16 protein-coding genes are annotated in these 12921 nt (G+C 72.1%); 7 read left to right on the forward strand and 9 right to left on the reverse strand.

Translation table 11 applies throughout. The features are described 5' to 3' along the window. Positions 1 to 29: 29 nt before the first annotated feature. A complete protein-coding gene (locus AB0424_RS01390; protein WP_366301268.1) occupies positions 30 to 653 on the reverse strand; it encodes a CGNR zinc finger domain-containing protein in 624 nt (207 codons plus the stop codon). Between the two features lie 64 nt (positions 654 to 717). On the opposite strand from AB0424_RS01390, the gene AB0424_RS01395 reads away from it, so the two are divergent. Next, positions 718 to 1935 carry an MFS transporter gene (locus AB0424_RS01395; protein ID WP_366301270.1) on the forward strand — a complete coding sequence of 406 codons (1218 nt, stop codon included), beginning with the start codon at positions 718 to 720 and terminating at the stop codon, positions 1933 to 1935. Between the two features lie 77 nt (positions 1936 to 2012). Here AB0424_RS01395 and AB0424_RS01400 read toward each other — a convergent pair whose 3' ends face one another. After that, on the reverse strand, positions 2013 to 2357 hold the full coding sequence (locus AB0424_RS01400) for an NIPSNAP family protein (protein ID WP_366301271.1): 345 nt from the start codon (positions 2355 to 2357) through the stop codon (positions 2013 to 2015). A gap of 37 nt (positions 2358 to 2394) precedes the next feature. Beyond that, positions 2395 to 3588, reverse strand: coding sequence for an MFS transporter (locus AB0424_RS01405; protein WP_366301273.1), 1194 nt, complete (start codon positions 3586 to 3588; stop codon positions 2395 to 2397). A 250-nt stretch (positions 3589 to 3838) separates the two neighbouring features. On the opposite strand from AB0424_RS01405, the gene AB0424_RS01410 reads away from it, so the two are divergent. Together AB0424_RS01410 and AB0424_RS01415 are read left to right on the forward strand one after the other, a co-directional pair. After that, the gene (locus AB0424_RS01410) at positions 3839 to 4252 is read left to right on the forward strand and encodes an STAS domain-containing protein (protein ID WP_366301274.1); all 414 of its coding nucleotides are present in this window, start codon (positions 3839 to 3841) and stop codon (positions 4250 to 4252) included. Beyond that, complete coding sequence (locus AB0424_RS01415; protein ID WP_366301276.1) at positions 4236 to 4694, forward strand: ATP-binding protein; 459 nt, start codon at positions 4236 to 4238, stop codon at positions 4692 to 4694. The genes AB0424_RS01410 and AB0424_RS01415 overlap by 17 nt, the downstream gene beginning before the upstream one ends. On the opposite strand, the gene AB0424_RS01420 is transcribed toward AB0424_RS01415, so the two are convergent. Continuing rightward, a complete protein-coding gene (locus AB0424_RS01420; RefSeq protein WP_366301277.1) occupies positions 4657 to 5577 on the reverse strand; it encodes a SigB/SigF/SigG family RNA polymerase sigma factor in 921 nt (306 codons plus the stop codon). The genes AB0424_RS01415 and AB0424_RS01420 overlap by 38 nt on opposite strands. 211 nt (positions 5578 to 5788) lie before the next feature. Between AB0424_RS01420 and AB0424_RS01425 the strand changes: the two genes are divergently transcribed. Next, positions 5789 to 6157 carry a hypothetical protein gene (locus AB0424_RS01425; protein WP_366301278.1) on the forward strand — a complete coding sequence of 123 codons (369 nt, stop codon included), beginning with the start codon at positions 5789 to 5791 and terminating at the stop codon, positions 6155 to 6157. Positions 6158 to 6246: 89 nt separating this feature from the next. Here AB0424_RS01425 and AB0424_RS01430 read toward each other — a convergent pair whose 3' ends face one another. Beyond that, on the reverse strand, positions 6247 to 6402 hold the full coding sequence (locus AB0424_RS01430; RefSeq protein WP_017237571.1) for a hypothetical protein: 156 nt from the start codon (positions 6400 to 6402) through the stop codon (positions 6247 to 6249). Positions 6403 to 6733: 331 nt separating this feature from the next. Between AB0424_RS01430 and AB0424_RS01435 the strand changes: the two genes are divergently transcribed. Then, the gene (locus AB0424_RS01435) at positions 6734 to 6910 is read left to right on the forward strand and encodes a CsbD family protein (RefSeq protein ID WP_366301280.1); all 177 of its coding nucleotides are present in this window, start codon (positions 6734 to 6736) and stop codon (positions 6908 to 6910) included. Between the two features lie 73 nt (positions 6911 to 6983). Here AB0424_RS01435 and AB0424_RS01440 read toward each other — a convergent pair whose 3' ends face one another. The 4 genes from AB0424_RS01440 to AB0424_RS01455 form a co-directional block, all read right to left on the reverse strand. Further along, positions 6984 to 7436 carry a DUF1801 domain-containing protein gene (locus AB0424_RS01440; protein WP_366301281.1) on the reverse strand — a complete coding sequence of 151 codons (453 nt, stop codon included), beginning with the start codon at positions 7434 to 7436 and terminating at the stop codon, positions 6984 to 6986. A 157-nt stretch (positions 7437 to 7593) separates the two neighbouring features. After that, positions 7594 to 8253, reverse strand: a complete 660-nt coding sequence (locus AB0424_RS01445; protein WP_366301282.1) for a MarR family transcriptional regulator — start codon at positions 8251 to 8253, stop codon at positions 7594 to 7596. A gap of 78 nt (positions 8254 to 8331) precedes the next feature. Next, positions 8332 to 9144, reverse strand: a complete 813-nt coding sequence (gene ddaH, locus AB0424_RS01450; RefSeq protein WP_366301283.1) for a dimethylargininase — start codon at positions 9142 to 9144, stop codon at positions 8332 to 8334. Positions 9145 to 9161: 17 nt separating this feature from the next. Then, positions 9162 to 10109: a methionyl-tRNA formyltransferase gene (locus tag AB0424_RS01455; RefSeq protein ID WP_366301285.1), complete on the reverse strand. Its 948-nt coding sequence runs from the start codon at positions 10107 to 10109 to the stop codon at positions 9162 to 9164. Between the two features lie 244 nt (positions 10110 to 10353). Between AB0424_RS01455 and AB0424_RS01460 the strand changes: the two genes are divergently transcribed. Both AB0424_RS01460 and AB0424_RS01465 read left to right on the forward strand, forming a co-directional pair. Next, positions 10354 to 11706, forward strand: a complete 1353-nt coding sequence (locus AB0424_RS01460; RefSeq protein ID WP_366301287.1) for a SidA/IucD/PvdA family monooxygenase — start codon at positions 10354 to 10356, stop codon at positions 11704 to 11706. 136 nt (positions 11707 to 11842) lie between these two features. Beyond that, positions 11843 to 12898 carry an iron-siderophore ABC transporter substrate-binding protein gene (locus tag AB0424_RS01465; protein ID WP_366301289.1) on the forward strand — a complete coding sequence of 352 codons (1056 nt, stop codon included), beginning with the start codon at positions 11843 to 11845 and terminating at the stop codon, positions 12896 to 12898. The last annotated feature ends 23 nt before the right edge of the window (positions 12899 to 12921 follow it).

Below are 12921 nucleotides of genomic sequence, written 5' to 3' on the forward strand. Positions count from 1 at the left end.
CCCCGTCCCGCGCGGTCCGGCGCGGACGGTCAGCCCTCCGCCTCCTTGCGGGCCCGGAACGCCGCTGCCTTCGTGCGGTTCTGGCAGGCGGTCGAGCAGAACTGGCGGGCGCCGTTGCGGGAGGTGTCGACGTAGACGCGGTCGCAGCGGGCGGCGTGGCAGACGCCGAGTCGGCTCGCGAGGCTGCCGCCGACGGCCAGGGCGAGGGCGGTGGCGCAGGCGGCGCCGTGGCCGGTGGCGAAGGTGTCGTCGGCCCCGTGGAAGTGCAGCCGCCAGGGCGGGGTTCCGCTCTCCGCAGCGGCCGCGCCGGCGTCGGGGGTCCGGTCGAGGCGGGGCCGGGCGCCGGTGTCGCGCAGGAGGTCGTTGACCGTGGCGGCGGCGGTGTCGGGGTCGCCGTCGTCCATGGCGCGGAAGACCTCGCGCAGGGCGTAGGCCGTGGCGACGAGGGAGGCGGCCTGGTCGGGATCGAGGGTGCGCGGGAGCGCGCCGGAGACGTCGGCGACCGCGGCTTCGACCGCCGGGAGGAGGTCCGGCCCGTGCGGGGCGGGATGCGGACGGCCGCGGGCCTCGCCTGCGGTCAATGCGTTCACGAGCGATACGGCGTACTCCAGCAGTACCGCGACGTGACTGTCGAACATCACTTGACCAGTCACTCCCTCGATGGTTAGCGTGCGTGACTGACGATAGTCGATTAGACAGTCATGTGAGGGGTGCGGGATGCCGCGGACCGTATGGCTTCTGGTGGCGGCGCGGGCGATCAACCGGCTCGGCGCCTTCTCCCTGCCGTTCCTGACCGTCCTGATCAGCGCGGACTTCGGTGCGAGCGTCACGACGGCCGGCCTGCTCTCGGCGGCCTTCGGCCTCGCGACCATCCCGTCGCGGCTCGTCGGGGGCCGACTGGCGACGCGCATCGGACGGCGCCGCACCATCGTCCTGGGGCTCACCGGGTGCGCGGCGGCCCAGCTCGGCATCGCCGCCGCCGGGTCGCTCGTCGCGGTGGCCGTCTTCGCGGTCCTGCTCGGGCTGTTCTTCGAGCTGTACGAGCCGCCGAGCCAGGCACTGATCGCCGACGCGGTCGGCCCCTCCGAACGGGTCCGCGCCTACGGCCTCTTCAACGCCGCCCTCGCCGCGGGCGGCACCGGCGCGGGCCTGATCGCGGCATCCCTGGGCCGGTGGGACCTCCGGTGGCTGTTCGTCGTCGACGCGGCCACCTGCCTCCTGTGCGCGCTGGCCCTCCGCCTCGCGCTGCCCGCCGACCACACCGACCGGTCGGCTCTCCGGACCCCCGGAACGGCGGAGCCCGTACGGCCGTGGAGGGACCGCGCCCTGAGAGCCGTCTTCCTCTCGGGCACCCTGTTCGCCCTGGTCACGACGCAGATCACGATGGGACTGCCGCTGACCCTGGCCCGCCGGGGCCTCGAACCCGCCGACGCCGGGCTGCTGTTCACCGCGTCGGCGGTGACGGTCGTCGCCTCCCAGCCCGCGCTGCGCCTGCGCCGGCTCGCCTCGCTCCCCGACTCCGCGGCCCTCGCGCTCGGCCATGTCCTCCTCGCGATCGGCCTGGCCGGCTACGCCGTCGCGTCCGCCCTTCCCGCGTTCCTGGCGGCCACGCTCGTGTGGACCCTCGGCGACGTCCTGATCCTCGGCCGCGTCCTGACCGTGGTCGCGGACCTGGCGCCGCGCGGCGGCGCCGACCGCTACCTCGCCGCGTACGGCATCAGCTGGGGCATCGCCACCGTCGTCGCCCCCGTCACCTCCACGCAGCTGCTCGCCCACGTCGGCGTCGGCGCCCTGTGGTCCGGCACGGCCGGGCTCTGCCTCGCCCTGGCGGCGGCCCAGCTCCTCGTCGTCGAACCGCTGGTCCGCCCGGTGCGGGAGCGCCGCGCCGCGCCGGGCGGGACCGGCGTCGCGCCGAGGCGAACGGCGCCCCGGTGAGGGCGGGGGACCGGAAGCCCCCGGCCCGCTCCCCCGCCGCATGACGTCGCGGGGGAGCGGGCCCCGGGGGAACCGGGTCAGTGACCCTCGGCGGCCGACGTCGCCACGGTGGTCGGGTTCGCGTCGAGCGGGCGCAGGAAGCGCCGCTCGTACCGCTTGATGCAGCCGGTGGTACGGGCCAGTTCGAAGGCGGCCTGGCACTCCGGGTCCTGGAAGCTGGCCGTGCGGTAGATCTCGTACTCGGCGAGGCCGGGGAAGGAGAACAGGGCGTACGCGATGTCGCTGTCGCCCTCGCCGGGGAGGAAGTAGCCGTGGTGGGTGCCGCCGAAGCGGTTGACGAGGGCGATCCAGCGGCGGCCGTACTCCTCGAAGTCCTCCAGCTTGTCGGCGTCGATCTCGTACTTCAGGTGAATGGTGATCATGCTCCAGTGTCCCCCCGCCCGCCCGGTTTCCGCCGCCTCACGGCGCGCCGGTCCTCACCGGCCGCCGCAGGAGGTAGGCGGCGGCGGAGGCGACGAGCACGAGCATGCACGCGGTGAAGACCAGGCCGGCGCTCTCCAGGCCCAGCGGATCGGCGAGCAGGCCGACGCCGATCACGGGGATCGAGATGCCGGTGTACGCGACCACGAAGAGGGTGGAGATCACCGCCGCGCGCTGGGCGGGGGGCGCCGCGCCGGCGACGGCGGCGAGCGCGGCGCGGAAGGAGAGGCCCTGTCCGACGCCCCCGACGACGGCGGCCATGACCACGAGGGCCAGGAGGTCGGTGGCCAGCGCCCCGGCGAGCAGGGCCAGACCGACGAAGAGCACGGCGCAGCCCAGCGGCAGCGACCGGCGCACCCCCACCCGGCCGACGGCGATCTGCCCGGCGGTGGAGGAGAAGAAGGCCAGCGCGACGATCAGGCCGGTCACCGCGTGGTTGTCCACGTGCAGGAACCGGGAGAGGAAGGCGGGGCTGACCGAGGTGAAGACCCCGAAGAGGGCGAACCCCGCGAAGGAGGCGATGGCCGCCGGGACGAAGACGGGGCGCACCGGGGCGGGGAGCGCGGGGCGCTGCGGCCGCACGGCGCCGAGCGGGCGGCGGTCGCGTACGGTCTCCGGGAGCGCGAGCACGACGACTACGGACACGGCCACCAGCGCCAGGTGCACGGCGAACGGCAGCAGCAGCGGCTCGGCGGCGTACTCGGCGAGGATCCCGGCGAGCAGCGGGCCGCAGCCGAGGCCGCCCATGTTGGCGGCCGTCGCCACCAGCGTGGCGCGGGAGGCGCCGCCGGGCGGCGCCAGGTCCATGACGTAGGCGGTGGCGGCGCCCGTGAAGAGGCCGGCCGACAGGCCCGAGAGGAGCCGGCCCGCGTACAGCCATCCCAGCCCCTCGGCGCTCAGGAAGCAGACGGCGCTCGCCGCCGCGAACCCGAGGCCCCACAGCAGCGTCGTCCGCCTGCCGACGGTGTCCGAGGCGTTGCCGGCGAGCAGCAGCACACCGATGACGCCGAAGGCGTACACGGCGTACACGACGGTCACCGTCAGTTCCGAGAACCCGAACTTCTCCTGGTAGAGCGGGTAGAGCGGGGTCGGCAGCGTCGTACCGGTCATCCCCACCACGAACACGGCCCCGGCGAGCAGGCACCGCAGCCACCCTTGACGATCACCAGCCATGCCGCCGACCGTAACCCCGGCGACCGCGCCCGTCGCGGTGGCGCGAGCCCGCGATCGGGTCGATCCCCGCGGGGGGACGGCCGACGGCCGGTGACGAGCCGGACCGGCCGGAATCCGATCACGCCCCGGGGCGTGAGGGGCCGGCGGCCGGGTAGTCGCGTCACGGACACAGGGAGGGGCCGATCTCCCCGTCGTCTCCTCAGGGAAAGGTGTAGAAAGATCGAAGGGCACGAGGGAGGTTGGGGAGTCGATGCGGGACGATGATCTGGTGGAGGAAGGCTCCGAGGAGGGGCCCGATCGCTTCGGCGTCACGGTGAGGCCCGTGCCCGGCGGCGGCACGTACGTCCTCACGCTCGTCGGCGAACTCGACCGCGACACGGTCGATCCGCTGTGGGAGGCCGTGTGCACGTGCCCGGCGAGCGCCAGGATCGTCGTCGACTGCTCCGGGCTGGCGTTCTGCGACTCCTCGGGGTTGAACGTGCTGCTCAGGGTGCGCCTGCGGATGCAGGAGGGCGGTGGGCACGCCGACCTCGCCGGGCTGCGCCACCCGGTGGTGCGCATGTTCGAGATCACAGGAGCCAAGGGGGTGTTCGCGGTCTACGGGAGTGTGGACGAGGCGCTGTCGGACCGGAGCGACGGAGGCGGCCATGACACAGCGCGCTGACGTCCCCCCGGAGCAGGTCCGCAGGCTCGTCGTGAACGGGACCCGGGGCGTCGTGGCGCGCTGCCGCGACTTCACCGCCGCGGCACTCGCCGACTGGGGCTGGATCCCTCCGGCGACCGAGGAGGAGGAAGAGCGGGTCGAGGACGTGCTGCTGCTGGTCTCCGAGGTCGTCACCAACGCCTGTCTGCACGCCGGCGGCCCCGAGGAGCTGGTCCTGCGCCACGCGGAGGGACGGCTGCGCGTGGAGGTCGCCGACGCCAGCGCCGACCACCCCCGGACGCAGGCGCCCCGCCCGCCCGGGCTGCCCGGGGGTCACGGTCTGATGGTGCTCGACCGGCTGGCCGGAGCCTGGGGCACGGTCGACAAGGGACCCGGGGCCGTGGGCAAGGTGGTCTGGCTGGAGATCAGCCGTCCGTCCCGTCGGCCGGGGTGCCGTCCCTGAGCAGCCCCTCCCTCAGCTCGCCCAGGATCCGGGCGAGCAGTCGCGAGACGTGCATCTGGGAGAGGCCGAGCCGTCGGCCGATCTCCTCCTGGGTGAGTTCCTCGCCGAAGCGGAGCTCCAGGATGTGCCGGTCGCGGTCGTCGAGCCGGGCCAGGAGCGGCCGCAGCGAGGTCAGGTACTCGATGAGCTCGTAGGAGGGCTCCGACGTGGCCAGATGACGCTCATCCGTCCCGGAGACCGCGTCCTCCTCGCCCGCCGGCACGTCCAGCGAGCGGGTGGAGTAGCCGTGGGCCGCGAGCTGGCCCTCCGCCACGCCTTCCTCCGTGAGGTGCAGCTGCTCGGCCAGCTCCGCGCGGCTGGGCCTTCGGCCGAGCCGCTGCTCCAGGGTGTCGGAGTTCTTGGCGAGGTCGATCCGCAGCTCCTGCAGCCGGCGGGGGACCCGGACGGCCCAGCTGGTGTCGCGGAAGAACCGCTTCATCTCGCCGACGATCGTCGGCAGGGCGAAGGCGGAGAAGTCCACGGCGCGGCCCGGGTCGAAGCGGTCGATGGCCTTGATCAGGCCGATCGTGCCGACCTGGACGATGTCCTCGGTGGGCTCGGTCCGGTGCCGGAACCGCCGGGCGGCGAACCTGACCAGGCTGAGGTTGAGCTCGATCAGGGTGTTGCGCACGTACGCGTACTCCGGCGTGCCCTCCTCCAGGACCCGGAGCCGTGCGAAGAGGGCCACGGAGAGTGCGCGCGCGTCGTCGGTGGAGACGGCCCTCGGACTGACCGGCTCGGGCAGCCCGTCCAGCGCCGCCCGCCGCGTGGCCGCTCCCGGGCCGCCGGTGAGGACCGGCACGGGCGCGGTGGGGCCGGCGGAACGCTCTGCGGCGGTGGGCATGGCTGCCGCTCCTTCGACGGTGGCGGTGGGCCTTCGCCGCCTGTCGCGGGGGCGGCGGCGGGGGTCCGTCGGTCGGGCTTCTCCCTCCAGGATGCCCGTTGCCGATACTTTTGACACGATTTATCCCATAGCCCGCACGGTGCGACGTGCCCGCGTCGCTCGTCCCTCGCGTCGCCTCCTGCGCGACGGCGTACGGGAGGAGGTGTCCGGGATGGACGAGGCCCCGCTCACTGCCCGCGAACGGCAGGTCCTCGCGGAGATCGAGGGAGAACTCGACCGCGACGAGCCGCTCGCCCACCGCCTGCGCACGATGGGTCGGGGAGGACGCCTGCGTCCGCTGTCCCGAACCCGCGGGAGGAGCCCTGGCGGTCCGCCCGAGGCCGGCCGGGTTCCCGCATCCGGGGTCGTCGCCCTCCTCGGCGCCCTGACGCTCGTCCTGCTCGTCCTCGCCGTCGTCACCGAGGCGACGGTGCTGATCTGGGCTTTCGCGGCGGTGTGGGTCCTGACCCTGACCGCTCTCGCGCGGCTTCTCTTCCGCCGGGCGAGGCGCAGGGCCGGGGGCCCGGGGAAGACCGGGTGAGACCGCGTCCCGTCACCCTCCGCACGCACGCGGACGCGCCCCGGCCACAGGCCGGGGCGCGTCCGCGTGATCGGGTCGGGCCCTCGGTCTCACCAGCGGTACCAGCGGCCGCTGCCGCTCCGCATCAGGAAGCCGAGCAGCCACAGCACGAGCACCGCGATCGCGACGTACCAGAGCACCTCGACGGCGAACCCCGCGCCGAACAGCACGAGGATCAGCAGGAGTACGAGGAGAAGGGGAACCATGGTGAGCACCTCCCGGGTGTCCGAGGGCCTGCCGGTCGTCCTCGGCGCGAGGGCACTCGGTTACTGCCGCGCGTGCCCCCTCTCCCCGCGATCATGCGCGAGCCCCCGACGTCCGGCCGCGGATCTCCGCCGCCTGAGCGCGAGCCGCCCGTCCGTCCGACCCCGATGCGTTCCGACGATGTTTGAGGCGCCCGGGGGAGGTGAGGCGCAGAGGTGGCGGGGGTTCCGACGGAGGAGAGGAGCACGGCGTGTCGCTCGACGCGAAGTCGACTCCCTCGGCGGACACGGCCACGGGAGTACGCACCGCACCTGACCGGAAAGGAACGGACTGATGGGCAAGAGCGGCATGGACAAGGGCAAGGGGAAGATCAAGGAGACCGTGGGCAAGGCCACGGGCAACGAGCGGCTGCAGGCCGAGGGCCGTGCCGACCGGATGAAGGGCAAGGTCGAGGAGGTCGCCGAGAAGGCGCGCGCACGCGCCGCGAGGGCCCGCGACGACATGAGGTGACGCGCTGCCGGGCGGGGACGACCCGCCCGGTGCCGTGAGCAGGGCCCGGAGATCGAGCCGCCGGGCCCGGGGGTCAGCTGATCGCCTGCTTCACGAGGGCGCCGATGCGCTCCTCGACCTGGGGCGTCACCTCGGTGAGGGCGAATCCGGCCGGCCACATCGTGCCCTCGTCGAGGTTGGCCCGGTCGCTGAAACCGAGGGTCGCGTAGCGGGCCTTGAACTTCTCGGCGCTCTGGAAGAAGCAGACGATCTTGCCGTCGAGGGTGTACGACGGCATGCCGTACCAGAGCTTGGGCGCGAGGTCCGGGGCAGTGGTGGTGACGACGGCGTGGACGCGTTCGGCGAGGACCCGGTCGGCGTCCTGCATCTCGGCGATCTTGGCCAGCACGTCCCGCTCCGCTTCGGCCGCCTTGTCCGCCTGCGAGCTGCGGCGCGCGGCGGCCTTCTGCTCCTTGGCGTGGTCCTTCATCGCGGCACGCTCGTCGGCGGAGAACCCCTCGTACGTTCCGCTTTCGGTCTTGCCCATGGCAGATTCCCCCTTGAGGGTGTGGCGAACGGGATCTTGAGACGGGACTGTAGCCCGGCAGATCACCGACGCCCGTCATAACGCGCTGGTTTCACCACACTTGTCGTATCTGCTGCCGATCGCTTTCGCTTTCTTGTACCGCGCGCCCGCCTCCGTGTCACGGGGACGGGGAGGTGAGGTGATGGTGAACGCGGCGCAGGAGGGAGGCGAGTTGACGGCGTTCGTCCTCGTCGAGGGGGGCGAGGACGTCGTCGTCCGTCGCGGCGATCTCCGCGGTGAGTCCGGCGAGGGAGGCCCTGCCGTGCGGGGTCAGACGGACCACGACGCGGCGCCGGTCGCCGGTGTCGCGGACGCAGACCACGTCCCCGAGGCCGACGAGGTCGTTGACGATCTTCACGAGGTCGCTGACGTTGATGTCGAGCCGGGTGGCGAGGGCCGTCTTCATCTGCGGGCCGAGGTCGTCCAGCAGGGTCAGCACGGTGAGGTGCCAGAGGCGTAACCCCCGTGCGGCGAGCGCGTCCGTGAGTCTGCGGCGGGCGGCCTTCCCGACGGCCGACATCAGGTAGGCGTTGAGGTCGAGCACGCTCGGCGGGGTCGTCCGCACGGGCTTCGGCGGGTGCCACGGGGCGGTGGCGGGGGCGGGCGGCGAGGTCCGTTCCGGCGGAGCGGTGTCGGCGGCCGGGGCCAGGGACAGGTCGGTGCCCGCGAGGGCTCTGAAGACGTCCGCCCAGTCGGTCGGCACGTTCGAGATGCCGACCAGGGTGAAGCGGTTGCCCGACGCGTCGTGCGCCGTACCGGAGACGACCGGCTGTTCCATCAACTCTTCCTTGGGGTTCGGCCGGTGCGTCCGAGACACGCCGGCGACGTGCCCCGGGACCGTCCGGGGCACGTCGGTTCAGGCGGCCGTACGCAGCTCCAGCGTGCAGCACTTGACGCTGCCGCCGGCCTTGAGGAGTTCCGAGAGGTCCACGCCGACGGGGTGGAAGCCCCGTTCGCGCAACTGCTCTGTCAGCGCTGTGGCGTTGTGGGGCAGGACGACGTTGCGGCCGTCCGAGGTGGCGTTGAGGCCGAAGACCGCCGCGTCCTCCTCGGTGGCGATCACGGCGTCCGGGAACAGCCGCCGCAGGACGGCGAGGCTGCCCGGCGAGAAGGCCGCCGGGTAGTACGCGACCGTCGTCTCGTCGAGCACCGCGAGGGCGGTGTCCAGGTGGTAGTAGCGCGGGTCGACCAGGGTCAGCCCGATGACGGGGCGCCCGAAGAACTCCTGCGCCTCGTCGTGGGAGCGGGGGTCGCTGCGGAAGCCCGTTCCCGCGAGCAGCCACTCGCCGGCGAGCAGGTAGTCGCCCTCGCCCTCGTTGACGACCCCGGCGGTGCGCAGGTCGGGGAAGCCGTTGTCCCGCAGCCAGGCGTGGTAGGCCGGGCCCTCCGCGATGCGCTCGGCGTCGCGGAAGCGGGCGACCAGGGCGCGTCCGTCGACGACGGTGGCTCCGTTGGCGGCGAAGACCATGTCGGGGAGGCCGGGGACGGGGTCGATCGTGTCGACGGTGTGCCCGAGGTTCAGGTAGACCTCGCGCAGCTTCTCCCACTGGGCGATGGCCAGGGGGGTGTCGACGGGCTTCGCCGGGTCCATCCAGGGGTTGATGGAGTAGACCACGTCGAAGTGGGTGGGCCGGCACATGAGGTAGTGCCTGGGCCGTGCGGTACGCATGGTGGGTTTCCTCGGGGTCAGGGGCGGCCGGTGAGGTAGCCGCCCATGGACGTGAAGTACTCGGTCGCGGGGAGTTCGCGGCCGTCCTCGGTCCGCACGCGGGTGAGGGCCAGGCCGTGGTTGCGGCCGGTCCGGGCGTCGGCGCCGGCGACGATCACCACCCCGTCGCCCTCGCGGTAGAAGACGCGGCCGGGGGTGCCGCCGTAGCGGCCGGCGGAGACGACGGCGGAGAGGACTTCGAGGCGCTTGCCGCGGTGGTAGGTGAACGCGGCCGGATACGGGGCGGATTGGGCGCGGACCAGGCGTTCGAGGACGTCGGCCGGCCAGTTCCAGTCGATGCGGATGTCCTCCTCGGCGCGCTTGTGGAAGAAGCTGGCCTGCGACCTGTCCTGCGGGGTGAAGTCGGTCCGGCCGGACGCGATCAGGTCGAGGGCGCCGATGGTGACGGGGGCGATGAGGTCGACCGTCTTGTGGAACAGGTCGGTCGCGGTGTCGGTGGGTCCGACGGCGACCGCCTGCTGTCCGACGATGTCGCCCGCGTCGAGGACCTCGTCCATCATGTGGGCCGTCACGCCCACTTCCGACTCGCCGTTGATCAGGGCCCAGATCAGCGGGGAGAAGCCCGCGTACTTGGGCAGCAGCGAGTCGTGGACGTTCAGGGTGCCGTGCCGCGGCAGCGTGTAGATCCGCGGCGGGATCCACGTGCGCCAGTTGTTGGCCACGATGATGTCCGGATCGGCCTCCTTGAGCCGGAGGAACAGCTCCTCGTCGTCGGGCCTGTTGCGGATGACGACGGGGACGTCGTGCTCCGCGGCCAGGTCGGCGACCGAGTCGCTCCAGATCTTCTCGTAGGCGTGCTCGCTCCGGGGGTGCGTGACCACCAGCACGACGTCGTGTTCGGAGTCCAGGAGCGCTTGGAGGGTGCGATGGCCCCAGGTCTGATAGCCGAACATGACGACCCGCATGGGCTTCCTCCTCGGAAGGGCGTGGCAACGGCGATAAGTAAAGCAAGGCTTACCTAAGTTTACAACTGGGCCTCATTTCAAGGCTGTTCACGGCCATTGGCCGATTTTCGACGCCGGTTGCCCTGTCGACAGCCCCCGTCAGATGAGGTTAGCTTTACCTAAGTTCGGGTCGGCCGCCTTCTCGGTGTGCCCGATGTCCCGTTCCCCCACACGCCCCACAGACGGCCCGCACGATGGGAGTGACATGTCGCAGGTCCATCCTGGTGACACCCCTCTGGTCCACGACCTCATTGGCATCGGCTTCGGCCCGTCCAATGTGGCCATGGCGTTGGCGCTCAGCGAGCACAACGCCCGCGTCGGTCGGGAGGAGGCCGTCACCGCCCACTTCTTCGAGCGGCAGGCGTGCTTCGGCTGGCACCGCGGCATGCTGATCGACGACGCGACCATGCAGGTGTCCTTCCTCAAGGACCTGGTGACCCTGCGGAACCCCGCCAGCGAGTACAGCTTCCTCTGCTACCTGCAGAGCAAGGGCCGGCTGATCGACTTCGTCAACCACAAGAACCTCTTCCCGCTCCGCGTCGAGTTCCACGACTACTTCGAGTGGGCGGCGGCCAAGGTCGACGACATGGTGTCGTACGGCCACGAGATCATCGCCGTCGAACCGGTCCTCCAGGACGGGGTCGTGGAGTACCTGGAGGTGACCGCCCGCGCCGGCGACGAACTCGTCGTCCACCGCGCCCGCAACCTCGTCCTCGGCACCGGACTGCGCCCCCGCCTGCCCGACGGCATCGAGCGGAGCGACCGCGTCTGGCACAACTCCGACCTGCTGGCGAAGGTGGACGGCCTGGAGGGCACCGACCCCGAGCGGTTCGTCGTCGTCGGCGCCGGGCAGAGCGCCGCCGAGAACGTCGCCTACCTCCACCGCCGCTTCCCCGGCGCCGAGATCTGCGCCGTCTTCTCCCGCTACGGCTACAGCCCCGCCGACGACAGCAGCTTCGCCAACCGCATCTTCGACCCCGACGCGGTCGACGAGTACTTCACCGCCCCCGACGACATCAAGCGCAAGCTGATGGACTACCACGGCAACACCAACTACTCCGTGGTGGACATCGACCTCATCGACGACCTCTACCGGCAGTCGTACCAGGAGAAGGTCCTCGGCACCGAGCGCCTCCGCTTCCTCAACGTCTCCCGGCTCACCGGCGTCGAGGACGGCCCCGACCGGGTCCGGGCCTCGGTCACCTCCCTGGTCAGCGGCGAGGAGACGGTCCTCGACGCCGACGTGGTCGTCCTCGCCACCGGGTACAGCCCCGCCGACCCCGTCGCGCTCCTCGGCGACGTGGCCGGCCGCTGCCGCCGCGACGCGCACGGCCGCCTCCTCGTCGAGCGCGACTACCGGCTCGCCACCGATCCCGAACTGCGCTGCGGCATCTACCTCCAGGGCGGCACCGAGCACACCCACGGCATCACGTCGTCGCTGCTCTCCAACACCGCCATCAGGGTCGGCGAGATCCTCGGCTCGGTACTCGACCGCCGCCAGGCCCCTGCCGCCGAGCGGGCCCGGCCGGTCCCCGACGGCGTCGCCACCCTCGGCTGACGCCGTTCCGGGCGCCCCGCACCCGCGCGCCCCACCGATCGCCACCCCCCACGCACCACCGCCGCGCCCCGCCGGGCCGCTCCGCCGTGCCCGGCCGACGCGGCACGCACTGTGAATCCCCGTGAAAGGAACGTCCGTGTCCACTGGTGCACGTCCCGTACTGGCGCGGTTCGCCAGATCCGCCCCCCGGCTGGCCGTCGTCGCCGTCGCGGCGCTCGCCCTGGCCGCCTGCGGCGGCGGCAGCGACAAGGCCGACCCCGCCACCCCGTCCTCGGCGCCCGCCCCGGCCGACGGCGCGCCCGCCGCGTTCCCGGTGACCGTCACGCACAAGTACGGCAGCACGACGATCGACAAGGCGCCGAAGACGATCGTCACGCTCGGCCTCTCCGACCAGGACGCGGTCCTCGCGCTCGGCGTCAAGCCGGTCGGGGCCGTCGACTGGTTCAAGGAGGACCCCTACGGCAAGTGGCCGTGGACCAAGGACAAGTGGGGCGACACGAAGCCCGAGATCGTCGGCGAGCGCGACGAGTACAACATCGAGAAGATCGCCGCGCTCAAGCCCGACCTCGTCATCGCCCAGTACTCGGGGATGAAGAAGGAGCAGTACGACACGCTCTCCAAGTTCACCAAGGTCGTCGCCCAGCCCAAGGAGCACCCCGACTACGGGGCGCCGTGGCAGGTCATGACCCGGCAGATCGGCAAGGCGCTCGGCAAGGACGCCGAGACCGAGAAGCTGATCGCGGACATCGACGCCCGCTTCAAGGCCGTCCGGGACAAGCACCCCGAGTTCTCCGGCAAGACCCTCGCCGTCGCCGACAGCTTCGAGGCCGGCAAGTACTCGGCGTTCACCAGGACGGACCCCAAGGCGATCTTCTTCGCCGAGCTCGGCTTCACTCTGAAGCCCGAGATCGACACCCTCGCCAAGCCGGGGTGGAACGCGGCCGAACTCAGCGCCGAGAAGCTGAACGTCCTCGACGTCGACCGCCTCGTCTGGGTCACCTCCAGCACCGAGGCCAACGACCGCATCAAGGCCGAGCCGCTCTACAAGAAGCTGAAGGTCAGCCAGGAGAAGCGCGACCTCTTCGTGCCCTACCAGGGCCCCGACATCGGCGCCGCGTTCTCCTTCAACACCGTCCTGTCGATCCCGTACGCCATCGACGAGATCGAGCCGCTCCTCACGGCGATCAAGTGACGCACGGTCCCGCGGGGCGGCCA

Source organism: Streptomyces sp. NPDC051180, assembly GCF_040689545.1.
Classification (GTDB): domain Bacteria; phylum Actinomycetota; class Actinomycetes; order Streptomycetales; family Streptomycetaceae; genus Streptomyces.